The 26821-nt window shown below is 72.3% G+C and carries 21 protein-coding genes and 1 pseudogene; 7 read left to right on the top strand and 15 right to left on the bottom strand.

Annotation, left to right across the window (positions count from 1 at the left end; all coding sequences use genetic code 11):
* Window positions 1-81: 81 nt before the first annotated feature.
* A complete protein-coding gene (locus tag ACP4J0_RS06040; RefSeq protein ID WP_426597555.1) occupies window positions 82-1335 on the bottom strand; it encodes a TolB family protein in 1254 nt (417 codons plus the stop codon).
* Window positions 1336-1376: 41 nt separating this feature from the next.
* On the opposite strand from ACP4J0_RS06040, the gene ACP4J0_RS06035 reads away from it, so the two are divergent.
* On the top strand, window positions 1377-1898 hold the full coding sequence (locus ACP4J0_RS06035) for a VOC family protein (protein WP_426597554.1): 522 nt from the start codon (window positions 1377-1379) through the stop codon (window positions 1896-1898).
* 353 nt (window positions 1899-2251) lie between these two features.
* Here ACP4J0_RS06035 and narI read toward each other — a convergent pair whose 3' ends face one another.
* From narI to ACP4J0_RS06015, 4 genes are read right to left on the bottom strand one after another with little or no spacing between them, the layout of a single operon-like run.
* Window positions 2252-3031 (bottom strand): respiratory nitrate reductase subunit gamma, encoded by a 780-nt coding sequence (gene narI / locus ACP4J0_RS06030; protein ID WP_426597553.1) that lies wholly within the window; start codon window positions 3029-3031, stop codon window positions 2252-2254.
* Window positions 3028-3858 carry a nitrate reductase molybdenum cofactor assembly chaperone gene (gene narJ / locus ACP4J0_RS06025; RefSeq protein WP_426597552.1) on the bottom strand — a complete coding sequence of 277 codons (831 nt, stop codon included), beginning with the start codon at window positions 3856-3858 and terminating at the stop codon, window positions 3028-3030. The genes narI and narJ overlap by 4 nt, the downstream gene beginning before the upstream one ends.
* The gene (gene narH, locus ACP4J0_RS06020; RefSeq protein ID WP_426597551.1) at window positions 3855-5378 is read right to left on the bottom strand and encodes a nitrate reductase subunit beta; all 1524 of its coding nucleotides are present in this window, start codon (window positions 5376-5378) and stop codon (window positions 3855-3857) included. The genes narJ and narH overlap by 4 nt, the downstream gene beginning before the upstream one ends.
* Before the next feature lies 1 nt (window position 5379).
* Window positions 5380-9087 (bottom strand): nitrate reductase subunit alpha, encoded by a 3708-nt coding sequence (locus ACP4J0_RS06015; protein WP_426597550.1) that lies wholly within the window; start codon window positions 9085-9087, stop codon window positions 5380-5382.
* Between the two features lie 439 nt (window positions 9088-9526).
* Between ACP4J0_RS06015 and ACP4J0_RS06010 the strand changes: the two genes are divergently transcribed.
* Together ACP4J0_RS06010 and ACP4J0_RS06005 are read left to right on the top strand one after the other, a co-directional pair.
* Complete coding sequence (locus ACP4J0_RS06010; protein ID WP_426597549.1) at window positions 9527-10537, top strand: Acg family FMN-binding oxidoreductase; 1011 nt, start codon at window positions 9527-9529, stop codon at window positions 10535-10537.
* Window positions 10538-10732: 195 nt separating this feature from the next.
* The gene (locus ACP4J0_RS06005; protein ID WP_426597548.1) at window positions 10733-11989 is read left to right on the top strand and encodes an MFS transporter; all 1257 of its coding nucleotides are present in this window, start codon (window positions 10733-10735) and stop codon (window positions 11987-11989) included.
* Window positions 11990-12194: 205 nt separating this feature from the next.
* On the opposite strand, the gene ACP4J0_RS06000 is transcribed toward ACP4J0_RS06005, so the two are convergent.
* Together ACP4J0_RS06000 and ACP4J0_RS05995 are read right to left on the bottom strand one after the other, a co-directional pair.
* Entirely contained in the window at window positions 12195-13406 is a 1212-nt protein-coding gene (locus tag ACP4J0_RS06000; RefSeq protein ID WP_426597547.1) for a globin domain-containing protein, read from the bottom strand.
* A gap of 264 nt (window positions 13407-13670) precedes the next feature.
* Window positions 13671-14135 carry a pyridoxamine 5'-phosphate oxidase family protein gene (locus ACP4J0_RS05995; RefSeq protein ID WP_426597546.1) on the bottom strand — a complete coding sequence of 155 codons (465 nt, stop codon included), beginning with the start codon at window positions 14133-14135 and terminating at the stop codon, window positions 13671-13673.
* Between the two features lie 339 nt (window positions 14136-14474).
* Here ACP4J0_RS05995 and ACP4J0_RS05990 point away from each other — a divergent pair, with 339 nt between their 5' ends.
* Window positions 14475-15167, top strand: a complete 693-nt coding sequence (locus ACP4J0_RS05990; RefSeq protein WP_426597545.1) for a response regulator — start codon at window positions 14475-14477, stop codon at window positions 15165-15167.
* Between the two features lie 108 nt (window positions 15168-15275).
* Complete coding sequence (locus ACP4J0_RS05985) at window positions 15276-17000, top strand: GAF domain-containing protein (protein ID WP_426597544.1); 1725 nt, start codon at window positions 15276-15278, stop codon at window positions 16998-17000.
* Window positions 17001-17060: 60 nt separating this feature from the next.
* Here the strand turns inward: ACP4J0_RS05985 and ACP4J0_RS05980 are convergent, their stop codons facing one another.
* The 3 genes from ACP4J0_RS05980 to ACP4J0_RS05970 form a co-directional block, all read right to left on the bottom strand.
* Window positions 17061-17519 (bottom strand): Crp/Fnr family transcriptional regulator, encoded by a 459-nt coding sequence (locus ACP4J0_RS05980; RefSeq protein WP_426597543.1) that lies wholly within the window; start codon window positions 17517-17519, stop codon window positions 17061-17063.
* A gap of 328 nt (window positions 17520-17847) precedes the next feature.
* Window positions 17848-18501, bottom strand: coding sequence for a maleylpyruvate isomerase N-terminal domain-containing protein (locus tag ACP4J0_RS05975; RefSeq protein WP_426597542.1), 654 nt, complete (start codon window positions 18499-18501; stop codon window positions 17848-17850).
* A 67-nt stretch (window positions 18502-18568) separates the two neighbouring features.
* Complete coding sequence (locus ACP4J0_RS05970; RefSeq protein ID WP_426597541.1) at window positions 18569-19000, bottom strand: Rid family hydrolase; 432 nt, start codon at window positions 18998-19000, stop codon at window positions 18569-18571.
* Window positions 19001-19179: 179 nt separating this feature from the next.
* Here ACP4J0_RS05970 and ACP4J0_RS05965 point away from each other — a divergent pair, with 179 nt between their 5' ends.
* On the top strand, window positions 19180-20193 hold the full coding sequence (locus tag ACP4J0_RS05965) for a GlxA family transcriptional regulator (RefSeq protein ID WP_426597540.1): 1014 nt from the start codon (window positions 19180-19182) through the stop codon (window positions 20191-20193).
* Here the strand turns inward: ACP4J0_RS05965 and ACP4J0_RS05960 are convergent.
* The 4 genes from ACP4J0_RS05960 to ACP4J0_RS05945 form a co-directional block, all read right to left on the bottom strand.
* Complete coding sequence (locus ACP4J0_RS05960) at window positions 20136-21227, bottom strand: AI-2E family transporter (protein WP_426597539.1); 1092 nt, start codon at window positions 21225-21227, stop codon at window positions 20136-20138. The two genes, ACP4J0_RS05965 and ACP4J0_RS05960, sit on opposite strands and share 58 nt — an antisense overlap.
* A 69-nt stretch (window positions 21228-21296) precedes the next feature.
* On the bottom strand, window positions 21297-22814 hold the full coding sequence (gene glpK / locus ACP4J0_RS05955) for a glycerol kinase GlpK (protein WP_426597538.1): 1518 nt from the start codon (window positions 22812-22814) through the stop codon (window positions 21297-21299).
* 24 nt (window positions 22815-22838) lie between these two features.
* Window positions 22839-23684, bottom strand: a complete 846-nt coding sequence (locus ACP4J0_RS05950) for an MIP/aquaporin family protein (protein WP_426597537.1) — start codon at window positions 23682-23684, stop codon at window positions 22839-22841.
* A gap of 124 nt (window positions 23685-23808) precedes the next feature.
* Window positions 23809-24417, bottom strand: coding sequence for a TetR family transcriptional regulator (locus tag ACP4J0_RS05945; protein WP_426597536.1), 609 nt, complete (start codon window positions 24415-24417; stop codon window positions 23809-23811).
* 81 nt (window positions 24418-24498) lie between these two features.
* Here ACP4J0_RS05945 and ACP4J0_RS05940 point away from each other — a divergent pair.
* Window positions 24499-25430: pseudogene (locus ACP4J0_RS05940) on the top strand (oxidoreductase).
* Window positions 25431-25753: 323 nt separating this feature from the next.
* Here the strand turns inward: ACP4J0_RS05940 and nadE are convergent.
* Complete coding sequence (gene nadE / locus ACP4J0_RS05935) at window positions 25754-26584, bottom strand: ammonia-dependent NAD(+) synthetase (protein ID WP_426597535.1); 831 nt, start codon at window positions 26582-26584, stop codon at window positions 25754-25756.
* Window positions 26585-26821 lie beyond the last annotated feature (237 nt).

Below are 26821 nucleotides of genomic sequence, written 5' to 3'. Positions count from 1 at the left end.
TTCGAATCGTGGACGGACGGGCCCGGACCGCCGTCCTGAGGCGGCCCGGACCAGAGCATCGGCGCGGTGACGCCGCGAGGATCAGCGCATCGTCCGGACGTACACGTCGCCACCCGGGCTGGGAGTACCGGGCGCCAGGCCGCTGTCGGCGGACGAGAAGACGACGGTGCGGCCGTGGGCGTCGAGCGGCCGCTCACCCGTGGTCGCGGCCGCGGGCGTCCCGTCCGGGGTGTGACCGACCGCGGTGGTGCGCCCCGTGCGCAGGTCGGTCCGGTACAGGTGGGTCGTGCCCCAGGTGGTGCCGGACGGTGTGAAGCCGAAGACGACGTACCGGCCGTCGCGGCTCACGGACGGGGCGGTGCTCCAGCCCTGCGGGGAGGGCGCGTCGAGCCGCCGGATCGCCCCCGTGCGCAGGTCGGTGACGAACACGTCGTGGTTCGCGCCGTTGGGGTCCTGTCCGGGCACCAGGTCGGTCGCCCACGAGGAGAACGCGGCGACCCGTCCGTTGCCGCTGATCGCCGGGTACCCCGAACGCGCCGTGGTGGTGGAGCCGTCCACCGCCACGTCCAGCCGCCGGGACTCGCCGCTTCGCAGGTCGAGCAGGAAGACCCGGCTCGGCGGATGCTGGACGGGAGCGGGGACGCTCTCCCAGTAGACGAGCCGGCGGCCGTCGTCACTGAGGTGTGCTTCGCTCGCCCAGGGGGACTCCAGTACCGTCGACTCGCCGGTGCGGAGGTCCCGCACGGCGGTACGGTGGCCCGGACGACCGGTCCGGGCCTGCCGCGCGGTGAACGAGACGTGGCGTCCGTCCGCGCTGACGGAGGCACCCGTCAGCGTGCTGCTGTCCCCCGGGTAGAGGTCGTCGGGACCGCCGACCCAGTCGGTCGCCCCGGTCCTCAGGTCGCGACGGAAGTACCCGTACTGTTCCTGGTCCTGTCCCTGGACGAGGCCGCGGGACCGGAAGACGACGTACCGGCCGGTGGCGCTGATCACCGGCGCACTGCCGCCGTACGCCGCCTGGGCACCGTCCGCGGTGAGGCTGACCCGCGTGGTGCGGCGGGTTCGCAGGTCGTACAGGAAGACGTCCGGAAGAGCGTTGGTGTCGTCCGGCACCAGGTTGTCCGCGGACGAGCCGAAGACGACGTACCGGCCGTTCGCGCTGACGGAGGCGTCCCCGGAGGGGCCGTTGGCTCCCTCGGTGACACGCTGAAGGGACGGGCCCCCCGCCACGTCCTGCCCGTTCGGTGACGCCAGAGCGCCCGTGGGTGCCAGGAGCGCCGTGGCGCACGCCGCGGCGGTGACCGCGAACAGCATGGATCTGAACTTTCCGCGCATGAATCCCCCCTGATTCATCCGTCCCGGCCCCCACCGGGCACGTGCCCGATCCAAGCCCAACTCCCGTCCCTGGACAATGCGTTGTTTGCCGTACAACCAGGGACGGAGATCGATCGTCCGTGCGCGCGACCGGTCGGTGCCGTACGGCGGGTGGGGAGGACGTCCCCACGCCCTCGCGCGACGCACCGCCCTTCCGGGACAGGCTCCGGCCTGCTCGGAACCTAGGCCGCAGGGGGCACCGCAACACGGGGAACCGTCGAGAGGACGCGTCAGAGGGCCTCGGGGGGATCCGGGTCGGCGACACGGTGGTGCCGGCCTTCGACCGACGGCCCGACTGGCCGGCGATGCCCTCGCTGCTACGGATCTACGTCCCGGACGCGGACGAGGCCATGGCGTCCGCGGTCCAACACGGGGCAGAGGTGATCACCGAGGTCGCCGACAGCGCGTGGGGAGACCGCGGCGGCAGGATCCGGGACCCGTTCGGCAACATCTGGTGGGTGGTGAGCCGGGTCGAGCAGGTCACCCCGGACCTGGCCTGGCAGCGCCTGGCGGAGCCGGAGTAGGCGGAGTCGATGCGCGTGGGCCCGAGACCCTGGACGCCGTGCTGAGCGGCCGGGAGAAGGGAGTGGCCGGCGCCCCCGCTGCACCCGTCCCGCTGAGCACGGTCGCGACGGCCTCGCGATGCCGGCGGTCTCACCCCGAGGACGGTCTTGGCCGGCGGCCCGGGACCGGTGGGCCCGGGTCGCGGAAGCGGGCCGGGTCGCGGGGTCGCGGAAGCGGGCCGGGCGCTGTCCGAAGCCACGAGCGCGGGTGTGACGAGCCGCTCGCTCCCGCCGTCGCGTCTCCCCGAGCGGCTGCCCGCCCTCTCCGACGCCGGATGCCGGGCCGGCCGGGCTGACCCGGCCGGCCAGGGCACTCACTCGGAGTGCCGGGACGCGCCTGAGGCACGGGGCCGCCGAACCGGTGCCGGCGTCGGGGCGGAGCTCCGCCGCCGGTAGACCAGGTAGGGCCGGACCAGGTAACCGATCGGTGCGCTCCAGACGTGCACCAGCCGGGTGAAGGGCCAGGCGGCGAAGAGCAGACAGGCGCTCAGGGCGTGCAGCTGGAACAGCAGCGGGGCGTCGGCGATCGCCTCCGGCCGCGGGCGGAGCGCGAACAGGCCCCGGAACCAGACCGAGACGGAGCCGCGGTAGTCGTAACCGCCGCCGAAGACGTTGTGCGCGGCGGTGACGGAGATGCCCAGCAGCACGGTCAGGGACAGCAGCGGGAACAGCACCTTGTCGCTGCGGTCGGTGCCCAGCCGGATCCGCCGGGCCAGCAGCCGCCGGGCACACAGCATGCCGAGCCCCGCGACCATGGCGACACCCGCCACCGAACCGGCCCACACAGCCGTCGTGTGGTAGACGTGCTCGTCGATGCCCACGGCCGCGGTCCAGGAGGCGGGTACGGCCAGCCCCACCACGTGCCCCGCGATCACCATGAACGCGCCCAGGTGGAACAGCGGGCCGCCCCAGCGCAGCAGGCGGTGCTCCAGCAGTTGACTGGTGCGTGACGTCCAGCCGAACTGGTCCTGCCGGTAGCGCCACACGTGGCCGACCACGAACACGGCGAGACAGATGTACGGGACGGCGACCCAGAGGAGGAGGCCGGTGCCGCCCGCGGACGAGGCGGCCGAGGAAGAGGTTGCGGCGTTCATGGACGGCCTTCCTGGTGCGGTCCGGCCGCGGCGGGCGGGAGCCGGGTCGGTGCGGCGGGCGTCGGCGGCACGAAGGTGGCGGGCGGAGCGAACTCGCCCTTGCCGTACGCCTCATGAGCTTCGTGAGCCCCGTGGCTGGCGGGAGCGCCGTAGGGATCGAGCCCCACCTCCTCGTCCGGAGGCCCCTGCGCCGCCAGTTCGGCGACGGCCGCCCGGTCCGCCGCGGAAGCCGGCGGCAGCAGGCTCAGCAGCGCCGACAGCAGGTGCCGGTACGGTGAGTCCGCCTCGGTGAGTGCGTGGTGGATCAGTGCCAGACCACGCCGGTGCCGGCGCAGGGGTGCCTCGCCCGCTCCGGGTCCGGCGAGCGCGGCGAACTCCAGGACGACCGGGAGGTGGTCGGGGAGTTCCCCGCCGTCGGCGTCCCAGCCGGCCGCCCGGAAGCGCCGGGCCAGGGTGAGCAGGGCCATGCCGCGACGCCGGGTGTCGCCGTGCAGGTAGTAGGTGAGGTAGAGGCTGCTCCTGCGGCGCAGGTCGAACACCTCGACGTAGTGGCGGGCCAGCGCCTCGGGCTCCTGGGCGCCGAACCAGCCCATGAAGGCGCCCAGTTCGGAAGCGGCGTGCGACGCAGGCAGGGCGGCGACGACGGACGTCAGCCGCGGCCACTCCGCCGTCAGTTCGCCGTCCGGGTACTGGGTCAACAGCGAGAGCAGACGGAGCAGGAGAGCACGCCGCTCCGCCTCCTCGGGGGACATCGGCGCGCGGCGCCGCACCGCCGCGCGGACGCGGGTGCGGACGATGGCGGGAACGGTGGCGGGCAGCGGGCTCATGCGCGTCCTTCCGACGACGTACGGCGCAGGGCGGGCATGCCGAGCGCGACCCTGCCGTCGGCCGGTCCGCCGGCGGACTCCACGGGGCAGCGGCTCTCCAGGGCGCTCAGCGCGGCCGCGTCCTCCTTGTGGGCGGCCGGCACGACGTAGCGGTCGTCGTACTTCGCCACGGCGAGCAGCCGGTGCAGGTCCTCGGCCTCGGAGACGGTCAGCCGGACCGCACTCAGGGCCGCGACGCCGCCCTCGTCGCCGAGCGTCACCGCACGCATGTACGAGCGCAGCGCCGTGAGCTTCATCAGCACCCCGCCCACCACGTCCGTGTCCCCGGCGGTGAACAGGCTCGCCAGGTATTCGAGAGGAATGCGCAGCCGGGTGACGGCCGCGAACACGTGGTCCGGGTCGTCCTGGTCGCCGCCGGCGACGGTGACGGCGTCGAGGACCGGGGAGAGCGGCGGGACGTACCAGACCATCGGGAGGGTGCGGTACTCCGGATGCAGCGGCAGCGCCACCTTGTAGCGCGCGACCAGGTCGTACACCGGCGAGTGCCGGGCCGCCTCCAGCCAGTCCTCGGGAACGCCGGACTCCCGCGCCGCCGCGATCACCTCCGGATCGCGCGGGTCGAGGAAGACACCGCGCTGGGCGTCCAGCAGGTCCTGCTCGTCCGGGGTCGCCGCCGCGTCCCCCACCCGGTCGGCGTCGTACAGCAGCAGTCCCAGGTAGCGCAGCCGGCCGACGCACGTCTCCGAGCAGACCGTGGGCTGTCCCGCCTCGACGCGCGGGAAGCAGAACGTGCACTTCTCCGCCTTGCCGGTGGCGTGGTTGACGTACACCTTCTTGTACGGGCACGCCGTCACGCACATCCGCCAGCCGCGGCAGCGGTCCTGGTCGACCAGGACGATGCCGTCCTCGACCCTCTTGTACATCGCGCCGGACGGACAGGCCGACACGCAGGCCGGATTGAGGCAGTGCTCGCAGAGCCTGGGGAGGTGGAACAGGAAGGTCTGCTCGAACTCGAACCGGACCTTCTGCGCCCACGCGCCGCTCAGGTTGGGGTCACCGCCCGCGTGCTCGGGCGCACCGCCCAGACCGTCCTCCCAGTTGGCACCCCACGTGACGGCGGCCGGCCTGCCGGTGAGGACCGACCGTGGGCGGGCGACCGGCAGGTCCGGTCCGGCGGGCGCGCTCACCAGGTTGTCGTAGTCGTAGGTCACCGGCTCGTAGTAGTCCTCGATGACCGGCAGGTCCGGGTTGGAGAACAACGACAGCAGCCGCCGGACCCGGCCACCGGAACGCAGTACCAGCCGGCCCCTGCGGTCCAGTGTCCAGCCGCCCTTCCACCGGTCCTGGTCCTCGTACCGGCGCGGGTAGCCGATGCCCGGTTTGGTCTCGACGTTGTTGAACCAGGCGTACTCGACGCCGGTGCGGTTGGTCCAGGTCTGCTTGCAGGTCACCGAACAGGTGTGACACCCGATGCACTTGTCGAGGTTCATCACCATGGCGATCTGGGCCATGACGCGCATGTCAGTACTCCACTTGCTGGCTTCGGCGGCGGATCACGGTGACCTCGTCACGCTGGTTGCCGGTGGGCCCGTAGTAGTTGAAGGCGTAGGTGAGCTGGGCGTGCCCGCCCGCCAGGTGCGTGGGCTTGACCAGCAGGCGGGTCAGTGCGTTGTGCACGCCCCCGCGTGCGCCGCTGACCTCGGTCTTCGGCACGTTCACCGTGCGGTCCTTGGCGTGGTACATGTACACCGTGCCCTCGGGCATCCGGTGGGTGACGACGGCCCGGGCGGCCACGACGCCGTTGCGGTTGTACGCCTCGATCCACTCGTTGTCCGTGACGCCGATCCTCCCGGCGTCCGCGGTGGACATCCAGATCACCGGTCCGCCGCGGGACAGCGCCAGCATGTACGCGTTGTCCTGGTACTCGGAGTGGACGGACCACTTGGAGTGCGGGGTCAGGTAGCGCACCGTGACCTCGGCGCGGCCCGGCTCGTGGAGGTGCTCGTCGCCGTAGTGCCGTATGGCGTTCAACGGTGGCCGATAGACGGGCAGTTGCTCGCCCAGCTCGGCCAGCCAGTCGTGCTCGACGAAGAAGTGCTGGCGGCCGGTGAGGGTGTGCCAGGGCTTCTTGTGCTCGACGTTGATGACGAACGGCGAGTAGCGTCGGCCACCGGTCTCCGAGCCCGACCACTCGTACGACGTCATCACGGCGCGCGGCTGGGTCCGGGTGTCGGCGAAGGTGATCCGCTCCGCCTCTCGTTCGGCGGCCAGCTCCACCAGGCCCCCGCTGCCGGTCCGCCGCTCCAGCTCCCGGAAGCCCTCGGTGGCCAGGCGTCCGTTGGTGGTGCCGGACAGTGCGAGGATCGCCTCGCACATGTGGGTGGCGGTGGCCAGCGAAGGGCGGCCGGCGCCGACTCCGTCGCGGACGGTGCCGCAGCGGTGCCGCAGGTCCTCGATCTCCCGGTCCGGGTGGACGGTCACGCCCTTGGTGGTCGTGCCGAGGGTGTCCAGGAGGGGGCCGACGGCGCGCATCTTCTGTGCGACGGCCGCGAAGTCCCGCTCGACGACGACCAGTTTCGGCATGGTCCGGCCCGGCACCGGCTCGCACTCGCCGGCCCTCCAGTCCCGTACCACACCGCCCGGCTGGGCGAGTTCGTCCGGCGTGTCGTGCTGCAACGGCACCGCCAGCACGTCGGTGCGGGTGCCCAGGTGCTCCGCCGCCAGCTCGCTGAACCGGTCGGCGATGCCCAGGAAGGTGTCGTAGTCGGTGCGCGACTGCCAGGGCGGGGCGATGGCCGGGGTGAAGGCGTGTACGAAGGGGTGCATGTCCGTACTGGACAGGTCGTCCTTCTCGTACCAGGTCGCCGCCGGCAGGACCACGTCGGCCAGCAGACCGGTGGAGGTCATCCGGAAGTCCATGGTGACCAGCAGATCGAGCTTGCCCTCCGGAGCCTCCTCGTGCCACACCACCTCCTCGGGGCGTTCCCCCGGCGGGGTCTCGTCCGAGCGGACGGCCGCGTCCGTGCCCAGGAGATGACGCAGGAAGTACTCGTTGCCCTTGCCGGAGGAGCCCAGCAGGTTCGCCCGCCACACGGTCAGCACCCGGGGGAAGTTGGCGGGATCGTCCGGGTCCTCCACGGCGAAGCGCAGCCGCCCGGACCTCAGCTCGTCCACGACGTGCTCGGCGACCGGGCGGCCCGCGGCGGCGGCCTCGTCGGCCAGGTCCAGCGGGTTGCGGCCGAAGCCGGGGTGGCCCGGCGTCCAGCCGAGCCGCACGGCCTGTGCCAGGCAGTCCGCGAACGCCTTGCCCCTGAACCGGCCCTCACCGAGCGGGGAGGCCAGCTCCTCGGGCCCGAAGGCCTCGTAACGCCACTGGTCGGTGTTGAGATACCAGTACGAGGTGCCCGCCATGTGACGGGTGGGCCGCTGCCAGTCGAACGCGAACGCCAGGTGCTGGAAGCCGGTCAGCGGGCGGACCTTCTCCTGGCCGACGTAGTGCGCCCAGCCACCGCCGTTGACACCCTGGCAACCGGTCATCGTGGTCAGCGCCAGGAAGGCCCGGTAGATGGTGTCCGAGTGGAACCAGTGGTTGGTGCCCGCGCCCATCGCGATCATCGAACGACCGCCGGTGCGCTCGGCGTTGCGGGCGAACTCGCGGGCGATACGGGCCGCCTGCCCGGCGGGCACGGAGGTGACGGTCTCCTGCCAGGCCGGGGTGTACGGCTGGCCCGCGTCCTCGTACGAGGCGGGCCAGCTGCCCGGCAGACCCGGCCTGTGCACCCCGTACTGCGCCAGCATGAGATCGAAGACCGTGGTGACGACGCGCCCGCCGATCCGTCGCACCGGGACCCCGCGCACCATGACCGAGCCGCCCTCGGTGGCGCCCTCGTCGAAGCGGGGCAGTGCCACCTCCACCGTGTCCTCGGCCGTGTCGAGCAGGGTCAACTCGGGTTCCACGTCCCCGAGGTCCAGGTTCCAGCGGCCCCGCCCGGACTCCGACCACCGGAAGCCGAGCGAGCCGCCGGGGACCACCGCCTCACCGGTGGCCCGGTCCAGCAGCACCGTCTTGAACCGCGCGTGCTCCTCGCCCTCCTCCTCGCCGCCCAGGTCGGCCGCGGTCAGGAAACCGCCCGGGACGAGCCCGTGCCCGCTCTCGCGCAGGGTCACCAGGAACGGTGCGTCCGTGTAGGTGCGCAGGTAGTCCCGGAAGTACGGCACCTCGCGGTCGACGAGGAACTCCCGCAGGATCACGTGCCCCATGGCCATCGCCAGCGCCCCGTCGGTGCCCGGGTGCGGTGACAGCCACTCGTCGGCGAACTTGACGTTGTCCGCGTAGTCGGGGGAGACCGCGACGACCTTGGTGCCGTTGTAACGGGTCTCGGTGAGGAAGTGCGCGTCCGGTGTGCGGGTCACCGGGATGTTGGAGCCCCACATCACCAGATAGCCCGCGTTCCACCAGTCCGCCGCCTCCGGCACGTCCGTCTGGTCGCCGAAGACCTGCGGGGAGGCGACCGGAAGATCCGCGTACCAGTCGTAGAACGACAGCAGCGTGCCGCCGATCAACGACAGGAAGCGGGAGCCGGCCGCGAAGGACGCCATCGACATCGCCGGGATGGGCGAGAATCCCGCCACCCGGTCGGGACCGTAGACCTTGACGGTGTGCACGTGCGCGGCGGCCACCAGCTCGTTCACCTCGTCCCAGTCCGCGCGCACCAGACCGCCCTTGCCGCGGGCCCGCTTGTACGCCCGGGCCTTCGCCGGATCACCGGTGATCTCCGCCCAGGCCGCCACCGGATCGCCCAGACGGCGCCGTGCCTCGCGCCACATCGTCAGCAGCGCGCCCCGGACGTACGGGTGGCGGACCCGGCTGGGGGAGTAGGTGTACCAGGAGAACGACGCCCCGCGCGGGCATCCGCGAGGCTCGTACTCGGGACAGTCGGCGCCGATCGACGGGTAGTCCGTAGCCTGGTGCTCCCAGGTGATGATGCCGTCCTTGACGTACACCATCCACGAACAGGACCCGGTGCAGTTCACGCCGTGCGTGGAGCGCACCACCCTGTCGTGCGACCAGCGGTCGCGGTAGAAACCCTCCCACCGTCCGTCGCCCTCGCCGAACACGGCGCGGCCGTCGGCCGACACCTCCCGGCGCGTCAGCAGCCTGCGGGCGGCCAGTGGCCAGCTCTCCACGACGCCCGGCTGCCGGCGTCGCCCGTCGCGATCGTTCTCCATGGCTCGGAACGCTATGCCGCGGCGGGTCTCGCACACCGGGGTCCGGCGGCCCCCGGCAGGTGGGCGTTCGACCCCGTTCACACGGCTGGAACAGGGACCAACGGCCCTGCGAGCGGGGGCCGGCCGGCGCGGGCCCGGGCCGGCCCCGGGACGCAGGCCGACGGTGATCGGCCGAGTGACGCCCATCGGCGCGACGCGTCCCACGGCTGCCGGCCGCCGCATCCCCCGTCCGCCGTCCGCGGTCCGCCGTCCGGCGGCGACCGGGGCGCGCCGGGCCGCACGCGTGTTCCGGCCGGGCGGCGGCACACGACGCGTGGCCCCGGGACCCACGGGGGCCGGGGCCGCACGGCCTGCCGCCGGGGGCCGTTCAACCCTCCCCCCGGGCCTCCGGGCGGCGGAGGGTCGAGGCGAGTGCGGAGCGTTTCGCGAAGGAGCCCCCATGCAGACCCGGGAAGTCGACGCCACAGCCGTGCAGGCCCTGCTCGCCGCGGCCGTGGCGGCACCGTCCATGCACAACACACAGCCCTGGCGGTTCGGCCTGGATACGGACAGCCGGTCCGTCGAAGTACGCGCCGATCGTGAACGGTGGCTGACGGCGGCCGACCCGCAGGGGCGCGCGCAGCACCTGTCGGTGGGCGCTGCCGTCCTCAACCTCCGGGTGGCCGCCGCCCACATGGGCTGGACCCCCGTCGTCAGCCTGCTGCCGCCGGGGGACGATCCGAGCCTGCTGGCCACCGTACGGCTGTCCGAGCAGCCGCCCGGCGGCGCCCCGGACCGGCTGGACGGCCTGTACGAAGCCGTCGAACGCCGGCACACCAGCAGGATGCCCTTCACCGGCCGCCCGGTGCCGGATCCCGTCGTGGCGGACATGGTCGGCGCGGTCCGGGCCGAGGGGGCGCACCTGGACGTCCCCGACATCGTCGCGACCCGAAGGCTGCTGCGTCTGACCGAGGCCGCCGAGGCCCGCAACGCCGCCGACTCCGGGCGTACGGCCGAGTCCCGTGCCTGGCTCACCGCACCGGGGGCGGACGCCCCCTACGGCATCCCGGTGACCGCCCTGGGGCCCCGTGACAGCTCCGGGCACGTGCCGGTGCGGGACTTCGCGGCGCCTCTGCCCGCGCTGGGCCGGCCGGCCATGCGGTTCGAACGCCATGTCCAGGTGGGCCTGTTGTGGACCTCGCACGACCGGCGGCGGGACTGGCTGCGGGCGGGACAGGCCCTCCAGCGGATGCTGCTGACCGCGACCGCGCACGGGGTGCGCACCTCGATGCTGCACCAGGCGATGGAGTGGCCGGACCTGCGAGCGGCGATGAGCGGAGAACGCGGGCGCCACTGCCCGCAGTTGCTCATCCGGTTCGGATACGGGCCGGAGGGCGGGCGCACACCCCGCGCCGCGGCCCGCCACCCGTCGGTCCGTCCCACGAACGGCCGGCACCGGCCGGCTTCGTGAGCGGATCCCGGGGGGGAGGGACCCCCGGCCCCGTCCCCCGGGGCCCTCCGGCCGGGGGCGGGGACCCCCGGCCCATGCCGCCGGGACACCGGACGGCGGAACAGTGATCACGAGGATCCGGCACACGGACGACAGGCTCCGTGGTCGCCGTGCGTTCCGGTGCGCAGGACACCGTGAAGGGAAGAGGACGGAAGCATGGTCCAGCAGTTGAGCGAGCACAGGGACAGTTCACCCCCGGCGCCGGCGGGCGCTGCGGTACCCGGCCGGGCATGGCTGATGCTGGGCCTGGCCACGGTCGGCTTCGCCGTGAACTTCTGGGCGTGGGCGCTGCTGAGCCCGCTCGGCCCCCGCTTCGAGGAAAGCCTCGGCCTGACGTCGTTCGAGCAGTCCCTGCTGGTGGCGGTGCCCGTCGTGGTCGGCTCGCTGGGCCGGATCCCCGTCGGCGCGCTCACGGACCGGTTCGGCGGGCGGGTCATGTTCCCGCTCGTGTCGGTCGCCACCGTCGTGCCGGTGCTCCACCTGGGCCTGGCGGGCCACTCCTCACTGGCCGCGCTGCTGGTCGGAGGGTTCTTCCTCGGCGTCGGCGGCACCTCCTTCGCCGTCGGTGTGCCCTTCGTCAACGCGTGGTTCCCGCCCGAGCGGCGCGGCCTCGCCGTCGGAATCTTCGGCATGGGCATGGGCGGCACCGCGATCAGCGCCCTGACCACGGTGAAACTGGTGGACGCGCACGGCATGGCGAACCCCTTCCTGATCACCGCGGCCGTACTGGCGGTCTACGCGTTCGTGGCCGCGCTGCTGCTGAGGGACGCCCCCGGACGCACCCCGCCGGCCGGGCCGCCGGCCCGCCGGACGGCCGCCACCATGCGCCTCGGCACGACCTGGCAGGCCTGTGCGCTGTACGCGGTGGCCTTCGGCGGTTACGTCGCCTTCTCCGTCTACCTGCCCACCTACCTGAAGACCGGTTACGGGCTCGCCCAGGCCGACGCGGCGAACCGCATGGCCGGGTTCGTCCTGCTCGCGGTGGCGATGCGGCCGTTCGGCGGCTGGCTCTCCGACCGGGTCGGGCCGGTGCGGGTGGTGGCCGGCACGCTGGCCGTGGTGCTGGCCGCGGCGCTCGTCCAGTCGTCGACACCGGCGCTGACACCGACCGGCACCATCGCGTTCCTGTCGTTGGCCGCCGCCCTGGGCGCGGGCAGCGGCGCCGTGTTCGCCCTGGTGGCCCTGCTGACCCCGGCGAACAAGGTCGGCTCGGTCACCGGTGTCGTGGGCGCCGCGGGCGGCCTCGGGGGCTTCGTGCCGCCGCTCGTCATGGGCTCCCTCTACGGCACCTACGGCTCGTACGCGCTCGGCCTCGTACTCCTCGGCGTGGTCGCGGCGGCGGCGCTGGCCTACACCGCCACCGGCCTGCGCCGGACCGTCACGGGCGGGGCCCCGGCCGCCCCCGCCGACTGAGCCGCCCGATGCTCCCGACCGCACGGGCACGGGCGTGCGGCGCCCTTGCCCGGGGTCGGCCGCGTGAGGAACCCGGTGGCCGGGACGGTGGGTGCCTGGTGACCAGCCCCGTTCGGTGACCACCCCCGGCCGGTGACCGGCCTGGTCGTCCCGGCCCGGTCGTCCCGCCCTGCGGGCCCGCTGCCCGCAGGGCGGGACGACCCCCTCAGCCTGCCGTGTCCGCCAGCCACAGGTCGGGGCCGAAGACCTCGTACCGGATGCGGCGTGCCGGGACGCCGGCGGCGAGCAGCTGACCGCGTACCGCCCGCATGAAGGGCAGTGGTCCGCACAGGAACACCGCGGCGCCGTCCGGCAGTTCGATGCCGGAGAGGTCCATCGGACCACTGCGGGCCTCCGGCTCCTGCGGACCGGGGCGTTCGTACCAGAACACGGCCCTGGCGTCCGGCAGACGCTCCACGAGCTCGCGCGTCTCGGCGCGCAGGGCGTGGTCGGCGGGGGACCGGTCGGCGTGCAGGACCAGCACGGGGCGGGTCGATCCGAGGGCCGCGAGGTGGGCCGCCATCCCGGTCAGGGGAGTGCAGCCGATGCCCGCCGAGACCAGCACGACCGGGTCGGCCCCGTCGGCGCCGTCGAGGACGATGTCGCCGGCCGGCGCCGACAGGGTCAGCTCGTCGCCCCGGCAGACGTCGTCGTACAGCAGGTTGGAGACCTCACCGCCCGGGGCGCCGCCCGCGCCGGCGACCCGTTTCACGGTGATCCGGCGCAACTCGCCGCCGGGGTCCGAGGACAGGCTGTACTGGCGTACCTGGTGCACACCGTCGGCCATCAGCACGCGCACGCTCACGTACTGACCGGCCCGGGCGCGGGGCGCGGGTGCGCCGTCGGCCGGGCGGATCACGAAGGACACCGCGTCCGGGGTCTCGGTCCGGCGCTCGACGACCTTCCACTGCCGCCAGATCCGGCCGGCCGACAGCCCCGCCTCGTGGTAGAGACGAGCCTCCTGGCCGATCAGCGCACCGGCCATCAGCCAGTACACCTCGTCCCAGGCGGCGGCCACCGCCGGGGTGACGGCGTCGCCCAGGACGTCGGCTATCGCGCCGAACAGGTACTTGTGCACGATCGTGTACTGGTCGTCGGTGACACCGACGGACACGTGCTTGTGGGCGATGCGTTCCAGCAGGGCGTCCGGACGCGTGTCCGGGGCGTCGAGCAGCGCGCCGGCGAACGCGGCGATCGAGCCGGCCAGCGCCCGTCGTTGGGCACCGTTCGCCTGATTGCCCCGGTTGAACAGCCCGTCGAGCAGTTCCGGCCGGTCGTGGAACATCGTGCCGTAGAAACGCGCGGTGATCTCGTCGAGCGCTCCGGTGACGGCGGGCAGCGTGGCACGCACCACGGACGCGGACTCTGCGGACAGCATGGAACCTCCCGGAAGGGGTGGAGGAGTCGGGGACCGCGGCACTGGATGCGGCGGCGGATCTCTGTGTACCAGCAGGTGGCCCGCGTTTCGGCGTGGATCCGCCGTCCACGGCGCAGCGGGGACCAACGGCCGGGCGAACAGGGCCGTTGGTCCCCATGGGACCGCGCCGGCCCGGGGCTCAAGGTCCCCCCGGGGTGTCTCCCCTCGGCCCTGCCGCCCCGGGGAGAGGCATGCCCCGGACACCGACGGATGCGCCGTGCGGGGTCACACCCCGGCGGACGGCTGCGCCTCGGTGAGCCGGACCCCGGTGATCAGATCGGGAACGACACGGACCGCGTAGTCCATCGCCTGCTCCACCCACGGACGCAGCATGGACTGATATCGCGTCAGGTCCACCGGGTCGGTCACCAGTCGGGCATAGCCGGTCACCACCACACTCCACCCGAGGTGTGTGTCCGGGTCGATCACGTCCGCTTCGTAGGCGACCACGACACCGGGAGCGCCGGCCTTCTGCGTACGGGAGGTCAGGGCCGCGCCCTCGTGGGTGCGGATGATGATGTCGCCGTCGTCCAGAACATGGTTGACCGGGCGGATCGTCGGCAGGGCGTGCCGGGTGAAGACGATCCGTCCCAGGGAAACGCTGCCGAGCAGCGCCAGGGCCTCCTCGCCGCCGAGTTCGGTGCTCCGGCGAGGTCCCACCGGGCTGGAGCGGACGTCGTCGAACGTCATGGCATGCTTTCGTGCGGGATCATCACTCATGGTCTTGTCTCCGCTCGGGATCCCGGGCCCCGGGTTTCGAGGACTTCGAGGACTTCTAGGCTCGGGAGCGGTCGGGCGGTCGCAGGTCGGTCAGCTCATTGGAGCGTCGGCGGCGAGCCGTGTGCTAGGGCCGTTCGGCCCCAGAACTCCGCCTTCGCCCGGCCCGGAACCGTCCCGGCGCGGGCAGACAGGGCCGACCGGCCCTGGCCCTTCGGCCCAGGACACAGAAGGATCTCCACAGGAGGAGCCGCCGTCCCGAGGGGGAAGCGGCTCGCCGAGGACAGCGCCGACGCGGACGAGGAGTATTCGATGGCGGACACCGAGCGGCCCGGCTCCGGGGACCCGATCCGGGTCTTCCTGCTGGACGACCACGAGGTGGTGCGGCGAGGGGTGCGCGACCTGCTCGACGACGAACCGGACATCACGGTGGTGGGCGAGGCCGGCACGGTCGAGCAGGCCCTCGTCCGCGTTCCCGCCCTGCGCCCCCGGGTGGCGGTGCTCGACGTGCGGCTGCCCGACGGCGACGGAGTGGGCGTGTGCCGGGAACTGCGGTCGCGCATGCCGGAACTGGCCTGTCTGATGCTGACCTCGTTCGACGACGAGGAGGCCCTGCTCGACTCGGTCATGGCCGGTGCGGCCGGTTACGTGCTCAAGCAGATCCAGGGCTCGGACCTCGTGACCGCCGTGCGCACGGTCGCCGCCGGCCAGTCCCTGCTCGACCCGAGCGCCGCGGCCAGGCTGATGGCCCGGCTGCGCGGCGAGCAGGCCGGGGAGGAGGCGCCGGACGCCCTGCCGGGACTGACCGACCGCGAGCGGGAGATCCTCGCCCTGATCGGCGAGGGGCTGACCAACCGTCAGATAGGCTCGCGGCTCTACCTCGCCGAGAAGACGGTCAAGAACCACATCTCCCGGCTGCTGGCCAAACTCGGAGTGGAACGACGCGTCCAGGCCGCGGTGATCGCCACCCAGGCGCAGGACCGGCTCCGGCGGAGGGGACACTGAACCTCCGGGCAGCGCCCTCCCGCGCCCTGCCCGAGCAGGGGCCGTTACCGTGGTGCGCGACCGGGACGGCCGGCTGCCGGCACGTCGCAACGACCTGGAGGATCACCGGTGGAGAGCCCTGACCAGGCGGAAGCCCGGGTACGGCTGCCGCAGCTGAGACTGGACGAGCTGCTGGAGGAACTCCAGGCCCGGCTGGACGCGGCCAGGGGCACGCGCGACCGGGTGCACAGCCTCCTGGAGGCGGTGCTCTCGGTGGGCAGGGAGCTGGACCTCGAGCACGTGCTGCACAGCATCGTGGAGGCCGCGGCGGCCCTCGTCGACGCGCGCTACGCCGCCCTCGGCGTGATCGGCCCGGACGGCAAGCGGCTGTCGGCCTTCCACACGGTGGGTGTCGACGAGGAGCAGATCGCCCGCATCGGCCCCTTCCCGGAAGGGCACGGCATCCTCGGCGAACTCATCCGCCGCCCCGAGCCGTTGCGGCTGGCCGACCTCTCCGAGCACACGTCGTCGTACGGTTTCCCGCCGCACCACCCGCCGATGAACACCTTCCTCGGCGTTCCCATCCGGGTCCGGGACCAGGTCTTCGGAAATCTGTACCTGACCGAGAAGCGGGGCGGGGCGCAGTTCGACGAGGAGGACGAGTCGGTCCTGTCGACCCTGGCGGTCGCCGCCGGTGTCGCGATCGACAACGCCCGCCTGTACGAGCAGTCGCGGCTGCGGGAGCGCTGGTTGCAGGCCAACGCGGAGATCACCCACAGCCTGATGTCCGGCAGCGAGCGCGGTGAAGCCCTCGGCCTGATCGCGGAACGGGCCAGGGAGATCACCGGCGCGGCCCTGGCCGTACTGGCCATGCCCATGGAGGGCACCGGCTCGCTGGTGGTGGAGCTGGCCACCGGGCAGGGAGCGGAGGAACACCGCGGGCTCGTGCTGCCCATCGACGACAGCCTCACCGGTCTGGCCTTCTCCACCGCCGCGCCCGTGCGCAGCCCGGACGTGACCCGGGACGACCGGGTGTCGGCCGACGCGCCGAGGTTCACCGGACTCGGACCCGCGGTGGCCGTGCCCTTCGGCGCCGGTGAAGGCGTGCGCGGTGTGGTGCTGCTGGTGCGGCGGGCGGGCCGCGCGGTGTTCTCCGAGAAGGAGACCGGGCCCCTGCAGGGCTTCGCCGCACAGGCGGCGCTCGCGATGGAACTCGCGGAGCGCCGCCGAGACGCCGAGCAGATCGCCGTGCTCCAGGACCGGGACCGGATAGCCCGGGATCTGCACGACCTCGCGATCCAGCGGCTGTTCGCCACCGGTATGACGCTGCAGAGCGCCGGCCGCCTGATCGAGCACCGCGCCGCGTCGGAGCGGGTGCTGCGGGCGGTGGACGACCTGGACGAGACCATCAAGATCATCAGATCCACGATCTTCGGTCTGCGTGCACGCGCCGGCACCGCCGGTGCCGGACTGCGGAGCCGTGCCGTGCGGGTCGTCGGTGAGGCGGCCCCGGTGCTGGGCTTCGCGCCCAGCCTCCGGATGGAGGGCCTGCTGGACACCGAGGTGCCCGGCCGGATCGCCGAGCACGTGGTGGCCGTGCTGTCCGAGGCGCTGACCAACGTCGCCCGGCACGCGCGTGCCGACCGGGTCGCCGTGGCCCTCGAAACGGACGGTGGTGAAGTACGGCTGACCGTGAGCGACAACGGTGTCGGCATCCCGCCGGAGGGCCGCCGCAGCGGGCTGCGCAACATGGCGGAACGGGCCGGTCAACTGGGCGGCGAACTGCGGCTCACCCGCCCCGCGGACGGCGGCACCACGCTGGTGTGGCGGGCGCCGGTGCCTCACGACGGGTGACACCGAGGGCCGGCCGTTCCCGGGTCCACCCGCCACCGCGGAGCGTCGCCGTCCTCAGCTTCAGACCCGGCTGCCGCTGCCGTAGGGCGCGTACAGGTCGAGCAGCCGGACCCGGGCCGCTCGCAGCCGGTGGGCCACCACCCTGCCGACCCAGACGGCGACCGCCCGGCCGAACTCGGGGTCGCGCACGCACATCTCCCGCATGGTGTCCGCGTCGAACTCCCAGGCCCGCACCGGGGTCACGGCCTCGGCGCCCAGCTGCCACAGGTAGGGCGGGAAGTGCCAGGAGCAGCCGACCGGTTCGCCGTGGCCCAGTGCCTCGATCACGGCGGCCCGGCGGCCGGGGACGTGCAGATCGAGGTGGACGGTGCCGGTCCGCACGATCCAGAACCGGTCGGCGCGCCGCCCCTCCTCGAAGAGACGGGTGCCTTCCGCGACGCAGACCTCGCGGGCGATCCTCATGAGTCGTTCACGGTGGTCGGTGGGGAGGGCCGCGGCCAGGGTGGTGGAAGAGGTCATCGCTCCGGCTCCTTTCGTTCTCGCACCGCGAGCAGCCGGCTGACGAACCGCACGGTACGGGAACACCGCTGCCTCGGCCGCGGGATCCGCCTCTCGCCGTTCCCCTCGGCTGCACACGGGGGCTGTCGGGTCGGTACGAGCGTGCCGCCGTGCGAGGCAGGGCACCAGAGGCCGCCCGGGCCCGGCCGTGGGCCGTTCGGCCCCTCCCGCGGACTGCTGCGGGCGACGGGGCGTCCAGGGGTCCGTCCGGCTCCCGGATCGTACGGGGCACCTGTCATCCGATGGGCCGACTCCGGGGCGCCGGCGCCCCGGGAAGCGGTGTGCCCGGTCAGCCGAGTGTGACCGGGACCCTCGTGGCCGGCTCACCCAGCGCGGCCTTCTCCGCCTCGGTCGGCGCACGCCGGCCGGTGCCGATCAGCAGCGCGTCCTCGTCGGTGAACGACGGGGGGAACGTCGCCCCGACGATCTTCTCCAGCAGCTCGCGCGACCGGGCGAGCCCTTCGGCGGGCGGCTGCGCCATGTCCGGCAGGTGGGCGATGAGGTCGAGGTGGTGCAGCGTCCATTCCAGGACGTAGGCGGAGAGGTAGTCGCCCGCGGTGAGCACCTCGCCGCGGGTGCCGACCCGGCCCACGGGGTCCGCGAGTCCGGCGGCGCGACCTGCGGCGGAACCCACGTCGTCGAGATGGAACCTCAGCAGCCACGGCTCCTCGTACGCGGCGGCCAGACGGACGGTCAGCGCGTCGAGCGGGTCGTCGCCGGTCGGGGCTTCGACGACGTTCCAGTAGGTCACCGCGTCCCGGGTCGGTTCCGCGGCGGCGGGGGTGGCGAGGGTGATCAGGACGTCCTGGGCGTCGATGATCAGGTGGCACACCAGGTCGCGTACGAGCCAGCCGGTGCAGCCGGACGGCCGCGCGAAGTCCTCGTCGGGGACTTCGGCGACCGCGGCGCGCAACGCCGTCCAGGAGCCGGAGAAGAGATCCACGGCCGCAAGCTAGCAGCGGCGGCCGCCCGGCTACGACCGATTTCCCCCGACAGCCGCGGAGCGGTACTCAGACCCGGGCCACGAACCTGACCTCGACGAGCAGCTCACGGAAGGCCAGCCGTGGGGTGCCGATCATCGTGCTGGCCACCTGAGGGTCAGGTCTGCCGTAGGCCTCCTTGCGCACCGGCCCTGCCGCGGCGTCGGCCGCGTCGACATCGACCGCGTAGATGACCTCTTCGACGACGTCGTTCATCGACGCGCCGAAACGCCCCAGCAGCACCGCGGCGTTGGCGTAGCACTGGCGCAACTGTTCGCCCGTGCGGGAGAAGTCGGTGACCAGCCCGGCGTCGTCGACCGGAGCGGGGGCGACGAGATCCGTCCCGTCGTGTGCCACCTGACCGGAGAGGTAAATCGTGTCGCCGTGTCGGACCGCCTGAACGTATCCGTAATCCCTTTCCCAGGGGACTCCGAAACTCTCGACCTGACGTGCGTCGCTCATGGCACTCCTATCACCGAATACGGGGCAGAAATTGATACTGCCGAAACCGTATGAGGAACAGGCCGGGCGAAACAGAGTCGGTTGTGCCACGCACGGCAAGGATCGTGCCAGGACCCGGTAACGGGTCGGAGGGCCGTGCTCGTAAGCTGGACGGGAAGCACGGGAGCGAGGAGTCGTCAGTGCGATCCACCGGTGAGCGGACAGTCGTCGCCATCCTCGCGGTACCGCGAGCGTATGCGCTGGACGTCAGCATCGCGGCGCACGTGTTCGGCCGGCACCCGGGTTATCGAGTACTCGTGTGCGGAGACCGCGAGGCGACCGCGGAGGTCCGGCCGACTCACTCGCTGACCGAGGCCGAGGGCGCCGGTATCGTCGTTGTCCCGGGCTACGAGAGCCCCCTCCGCCCGGTCCCGGAGGAATTCCTCGCGGTGCTGCGGGCGGCAGTGGAGCGGGGGGCCCGTGTCGTCGCCGTCTGCACCGGCGTGTTCGCGCTCGCGGCCGGCGGAATACTCAACGGAAAGGCCGCTACGACACATTGGCGGCACACGGACGAACTCCGAGTGGCGTATCCAGAAGTCGAGGTCGTGGAGAATCGGCTGTTCGTCGAGGACGGGTCGATTCTCACGTCCGCGGGCGCGGGCGCGGGAATCGACGCGTGCCTCCATGTCGTACAAGCGGATTTCGGGACTACCGCCGCGGACGGCGTGGCGAAGGACGTCGTCTTCTCCTCCGTCCGCGGTGCGGACGAGCCGCAGTACACGGACCTGCCCGCCCCCGGCCGCGACAGTCTGCGCGCGACCCGGGAATGGGCGGTCGAGAACCTGGGGTCGCCGATCACCGTCCAACGGATGGCGGACCACAGCCTGCTGTCCCGGAGGACCTTCGTCCGGCGTTTCGTGGGTGAGACCGGGCTACCTCCCATGCAGTGGGTCGTCCTGCAGAGAACCCTCCGTGCGCGCCGGCTCCTCGAGACCTCCGACTGGTCGGTCGAGAGGATCGCCACGGAGACCGGGTTCGGCACGTCCGCCAACTTCCGGGCCATCTTCCGCAGAGACGTGGGGCTCACCCCGACCGCCTACCGGAAAGCACGCGGCACGAGGACGGCGCCGTCCGGTGGCGCGGACCGGCCCGCCGCTCAGGCGTCGGCCGCGGCGGGCTCCTCCAGAGGCTCGACGAGCTGCTCGCGTACGTAGTTCCAGATCACCGCGATGATCGCGGCGACCGGTACGGCGAGCAGACTGCCCACGATTCCGGCCAGGCTGCCGCCCAGGGTCACCGCCAGCAGGATCACCGCCGCGTGCAGACCGAGCCCGCGGCTCTGGATGATGGGCTGGAACACGTTGCCCTCCAACTGCTGCACCACGACGATGATCGCCAGCACGATCAGCGCGTCCGTCAGGCCGTTCGACACCAGAGCGATGAGCACCGCGACGAAGCCCGCGAACAGGGCACCCACGATGGGCACGAACGCGGAGACGAACGTCAGCACCGCCAGAGGCAGTACGAGCGGCACGTCCAGGATCCACAGTCCGAGGCCGATGAAGACGGCGTCGAGCAGACCCACGAGTGCCTGCGAGCGGACGAACGAGCCCAGGGTCTCCCAGCTGCGCAGGGCGACGGCCGGGACGTCGGCGGCGAGCCGGCCGGGCAGCTGGCGGGCCAGCCACGGCAGGAACCGCGGCCCGTCCTTGAGGAAGAAGAACATCAGGAAGACGCCCAGCACCGCGGTGATCAGACCGTTGACCACGGTACTCAGGCCGGTGGCCACCGTGTTGACCACGCTGCCGATGCTGTCCTGGACGCGCGCCATCGCGGAGTCGAGCGCACCGGTGATCTGGCCGTCGTCGATGTTCAGCGGCGGCCCCGCGGCCCAGTCGCGCAGCCGGTCGATGCCTTCGACCACGCCGGCCGTCAACTCGTCGGTCTCGGAGGACATCGGCACCGCGATCAGCGCCACGATGCCCGTGACGGCCAGGAGGAACCCCACGGTCACCACCGCCGCGGCCAGGGCGGGACGCCACCCGTGCCGCCGCAGGAAACGGGCGGCGGGCCAGGTCAGCGTGGTCAGGAGCAGACCGACTATCAGCGGCCACACGACCGACCACATGCGTCCGAGGACCCACAGGGCCACTGCAAGCATGACAAGGATCAGCAACAACTCGGCAGAGGTACGCGCGGAGGTGCGGAGCGCGGCGCGGGTCCTCGCGGAACTCAATCTGGCAGACATGGGGATCACCTTATGGCGACGCCGGTTGCCCTCCTCGTCCGGCTCCTTCCGGCACGGGCGGGTGCCGGTTCACGGCACCTCGATCCAGCCGAGCGTGCGCTCCACCGCCGCCTTCCACCCGGCGTACCCCTGTGCGCGCCGGTCCTCCGTCCACTGGGGTTCCCAGCGCCTGGACTCGTGCCAGTGAGCGCGCAGTTCTTCGGTGTCCCGCCAGAACCCCGTGGCCAGTCCCGCCGCGTAGGCCGCGCCGAGCGCGGTGGTCTCCGCGACGAGGGGACGGCTGACCGGTACGCCGAGGACATCGGCCTGGATCTGCATGCAGAGGTCGTTGGCGGTCACGCCCCCGTCGACCTTGAGCTCGTCGAGGTGCACCCCGGAGTCCTGTTCCATGGCTTCGACGACGTCGCGGCTCTGGTAGCAGATGGCCTCCAGGGTCGCCCGTGCCAGATGAGCGTTGTCGTTGTACCGGGCGAGGCCGACGATCGCTCCCCGGGCGTCCGAGCGCCAGTAGGGGGCGAACAGGCCCGAGAAGGCGGGGACGAAGTACACGCCGCCGCTGTCCTCGACGGTACGGGCGAGGTCCTCGCTCTCGGCAGCGGACTTGATGATTTTCATCTGGTCGCGCAGCCACTGCACGGCGGACCCCGTCACCGCGATGGAGCCCTCCAGTGCGTAGACCGCCGGGCTGTCGCCGAACCGGTAGGCCACGGTGGTGAGAAGGCCGTGCTGCGAGCGGACCGGTTCCGTGCCGGTGTTGAGCAGCAGGAAGTTGCCGGTGCCGTAGGTGTTCTTGGCCTCGCCGGGCGCGAAGCAGACCTGTCCGACGGTGGCCGCCTGCTGGTCGCCGAGCACCCCGCCGATGGGGATGGCGGCGCGCAGCGGCCGGGAGGTCCGGGCCACACCGTACGCCTCCGCGTGCGACGAGGGGTTGATGGTGGGGAGCATCGCCCGGGGGATGCCGAAGAAGCCCAGCAGTTCGTCGTCCCAGTCGAGCGTCTCCAGGTCCATCAGCATCGTGCGGCTCGCGTTGGTCACGTCGGTGGCGTGGATGCCGCCGTCGGGACCGCCGGTCAGGTTCCACAGGATCCAGGCGTCCGTGTTGCCGAAGAGGGCGTGCCCGCCTTCCGCCGCTTCGCGGACGCCGTCGACGTTCTCCAGGATCCACTGGATCTTGCCGGCGGAGAAGTAGGTCGCCGGCGGCAGCCCGGTCCTGCGGCGGATGACGTCGCCCCGGCCCGAACGTGCGAGGTTCGCCGCGATGGCGTCGGTGCGGGTGTCCTGCCACACGATGGCGTTGTAGTAGGGGCGGCCGTTGCGCGGGTCCCAGACCACGGTGGTCTCCCGCTGGTTGGTGATGCCGATCGCCGCCAGGTCGGTCGCCGACAGCCCGCTGAAACGCAGGGCGTTCTGCATCACCGAGTTGGCGCGCTCCCAGATCTCCACCGGGTCGTGCTCCACCCACCCGGAGCGGGGGAGGATCTGGGCGTGTTCCAGCTGGTGTTTCGCCACCTCGTTGCCGCCGTGGTCGAAGATCATGAATCGGGTGCTGGTGGTTCCCTGGTCCACCGCGCCGATGAAGTCCGCCATGCTGTGCCGCCTCTCCGGCCGGTGTCAGTCCTCGGGCGCCGGTACGCGCCCCGTGGGCTCCGGTTCCGCCGCGGGCAGGAACCGGCCGATGAAAACCTTGTACAGACCCGCGCCGAGCACGCCACCGATCAGCGGGCCGAGGATCGGCACCCAGAAGTAAAGGTTCCCGTACTGATCCCGCCATGCTCCGCCGTACCCGGTGAGGAAACTGGCCAGCCGGGGGCCGAAGTCACGGGCCGGGTTGATGGCGTAGCCCGCGTTGGTGCCGAAGGCCATGCCGATCGCGACCACGACCAGGCCGATGACGAAGGGGGCCAGGTTCGCGCCCGGCGGCGAGTTCAGCATGTCCGTGAGGGCCAGGATCAGCAGCAGGAGGATGGCGGTGCCGATGACCTGGTCGCGGAAGGCCCCCCACTCATGGACCGGGAGGGCGGTGTTCCCGTTGGCGGGGAGCGTGGAGAACACGAACTGCGTCTTGATGGTGTGGCCGGGGTCGGCCTTCGCCAGCGCTTCGGTGTAGTTCCAGCGGACCAGGAGAGCCGCCACGAAGGCACCCGCTGTCTGGGCCAGCGCGTAGGGAACCACTTTGCGCCACGGAAACCCCTTGAACGCGGCGAGGGCGACGGTCACCGCCGGATTGAGGTGGGCACCGCTCAGCCGTCCCGCCACGTAGGCGCCCAGCGTGACACCGAGCCCCCACGCCCAGGAGATGCTGTCGTGGTCCCCGAGGCCGCCCTCCGGATCGGTGAGGGCCCCGCCCGCGGCCACCTGGGCCACCACGCCGCAGCCGAAGAGGATGAGGACCATCGTGCCGGCGAACTCGGCCGACAGTTCACCGACCGAGCCGGACCTCTTGAGCCGCTCAGCCATGGAAGCTCACCTTCCGCCGGCTGAACCGGCCGTCGACTGTCCGGGCCCCTCAGCCGTCAGATTAAGGTGATAAGCGACAAGTCGCACACAATGTGCGCCCGTCCGTCCGCCCGGTTGCTCGCCGTCAGCCGGTGCCGTCCAGGGCGGGGGCGATCAGGGCGAAGGCCCGGTCGGTCAGTTCAAGGGGGTCCTCGGCACTGTCGCTGTCGCTCCAGCGCTGGAGGACGGTGTTGAAGGCGGTCAGTGCCATTCCGGCGGCCAGCTGCGGATACAGGTCGACGTCGGGGGAGAGCGCCGTGCGGTGCGCGATCTCCGCCGTCAGATCGTCGCGCCACTGCCCCTGACGCTCCAGGAAGCGGGCGTGCAGGGCAGGGGTGCGCAGAATGAGCTGAACCACTCGCAGTGCCCTGTCGGAGTGGCCGGCGCAGGCGGCGATGGGGGCCGAGACGGCGTTCCGCAACGCCTCCGAGGGCGGTTCCCCGCCGGGGCGGGCCGCCAGCTCCGTGCGTATGCCGGTGCCCATGCCGGTCAGGAACTGGACGACCACGTCCTCCTTGGACGCGAAATACCGGAAGAACGTCCGCTTGGACACCCCGGCGGCGGTGGCGATCTCGTCGATGGTGACCGCGTCGAACCCCTTCGTCGCCAGCAACTGCAGGGCCGCTTCGGTCAGTTCGTCCGAGACGAGTTGACGCTTGCGCTGGGCCAGGCTGGCTTCGGGAGGAGGAGTCACCGCACCATGGTAACTCCATGCCTCGCGTGACACCAAGAGAACGCCTTGACACCGAGTGACACTCACGGCAGCGTATGCCGCATGACACAGCAGCAGCGTTGGACTGCCGAGCGCATTCCGGACCAGACCGAGCGGGTGTTCGTCGTCACCGGAGCCAACAGCGGCCTCGGCCTGGCGACCACCCGGGCGCTCGTCCGGCGGGGCGGACACGTGATCCTCGCGGTCCGGGACGAGGAGAAGGGGCGGTCGCGGAGATCACCTCCGGGCATCCGGATGCCGGTCTCGAGGTGCGGCGGCTCGACCTGGCGGATCTCGACTCGGTCCGGGCCTTCGCCCGCCAGGTGCGCACCGATCATCGGCGGCTCGACGTGCTCTTCAACAACGCCGGCATCATGGCTCCGCCACGACGCCTGAGCGCGCAGGGTCACGAGCTGCAGTTCGCTTGCAACCACCTCGGCCACTTCGCGCTGACCGGACTGCTGCTCGACCTGCTGGCGCACGGTGACGATCCTCGCGTCGTCACGACGACTTCGACCAACCACCGGCAGGGACGGCTCTTCTTCGACGACCTCACCGGCGAGCGCGACTACTCACCCATGGTCTTCTACAACCAGTCGAAGTTCGCCAACGCCGTCTTCGGACGGGAACTGCACCGGCGGCTGACCGAGGCAGGCAGCCCGGTGCGCAGCCTGCTCGCCCATCCCGGCTACACCGCCACCAACCTGCAGACGAGTGTGCCGACCGGCATGGTGAAGATGCTGTTCGGCCGCGTCCTCATACCGCTTGCCCAGTCCCCGGACCGGGGTGCGCTGCCGCAGCTGTACGCGGCGACCGCCCCGGACGCGGAGGGCGGTGAGTTCATCGGGCCGGACGGCCTGGCGGAGCTGCGCGGCGGACCGGCACGGGTGCAGCTGTCACCCGCGGCGGCGGACGCCGAGACCGGTCGCCGCCTGTGGGAGGTGTCGGAGCAGCTGACTGATGTGCGCTTCCCGCTCCGGCCCCGGCCCAACTGACCACGTCGTCCGGTTCGGCCGAACGGCCGCTGCCGCTGCGGACCGCGCCGACTGCGGCGTCCAGCCGGTGGTGGGCTTCCTGGACGATGCCCGGATCCTCACCGACCCGGCCACGGCGCGCGGACGCCGTGGCCGCCGCGGCAGGCGGTGACCACCACGGCGCCGAGGCAGCATGCGCCACCGAGCTCGCCGGCTCGGGCAAGCCCCTGATCCCCACCAGCCGACCAGGCCCGCGCCGGCGGCGTGGTCCGCAGCGCGGGCGCCGGCCGCAACGTCCGGCACCCCGGGTTCGCCCATCAGGGACGACGACCCGGGGCCGCACCTCACGGACCGATGGGCAGCCGGCGCTTGTGGTCGGTCAGCCGGTAACGGGTGACGATCTTCTCGAAGGCCTGGTCCTTCACCGGCTTGCCCTCCAGGAAGTCGTCGATCTCGTCGTACGTGACCCCGAGGGCGTCCTCGTCGGCCTTGCCGGGATCGAGGGTCTCCAGGTCGGCCGTCGGAACCTTCCGCACCAGCTCGGCGGGCGCGCCCAGCGCGTCGGCGACGGCGCGCACGCGGCGCTTGGTGAGACCGGTCAACGGGACCAGGTCGGCGGCACCGTCGCCGAACTTGGTGAAGAAGCCGGAGACCGCCTCCGCCGCGTGGTCGGTGCCGACGACCAGGCCGTCGTGTGCACCGGCCACGGCGTACTGGGCGATCATGCGCTGCCTGGCCTTGACGTTGCCCTGCACGAAGTCCTGGTGGCGGGCGTCGCGGAAGGTCACACCGGCGGCGATCAGCGCATCGAGGGCGGCGTCGCTCGCGGGCTTGATGTCCACGGTCAGCACGTGGTCGGCCTTGATGAAGGAGAGCGCGAGCTGAGCGTCGTGCTCGTCGGCCTGGACACCGTGCGGCAGCCGCATCGCGTAGAAGGCCACCTCGTGCCCCTCGGCCCGCGCCCGCTCGACGGCGAGCTGGCACAGCCGGCCCGCGGTGGTGGAGTCGACACCGCCGCTGATACCGAGTACGAGGGAGCGCAGACCGGTGGAGGTCAGCCGCTCGGCCAGGAAGGCCACCCGGCGTTCGATCTCCCGCTCGGCGTCGAAGGTCTCCGCGACCTCCAGTTCCCGGGCGATCTCCAGTTGCAGGGTGGTGGACGCCGGCTCGCTCAATTCCGCTCCTAGTTCGATCCTGGTTCGATCCACAGGGGACTTCTCACCCACCCTACCCAGAGGCGTCCGGCGGATTCTGGCCGACCGGTGTGCGGAACGCGACGTGGGGGGGGGGGGGCGGGGGCCCCCCCCCCCCCCGGCGGGCCGCGCAGCGGGGGCACCCCGGTGTTTCGGAAACGGACCAGGTTACCCGGGTGCAGCAAGCGGGGAGCCCCCGCGGCCCGCGGCACGGCCCAG

This window comes from Streptomyces sp. WG7 (genome assembly GCF_049975785.1).
In the GTDB taxonomy this organism is placed as follows: domain Bacteria; phylum Actinomycetota; class Actinomycetes; order Streptomycetales; family Streptomycetaceae; genus Streptomyces.
This window is presented reverse-complemented; position numbering and strand designations above follow the sequence as displayed.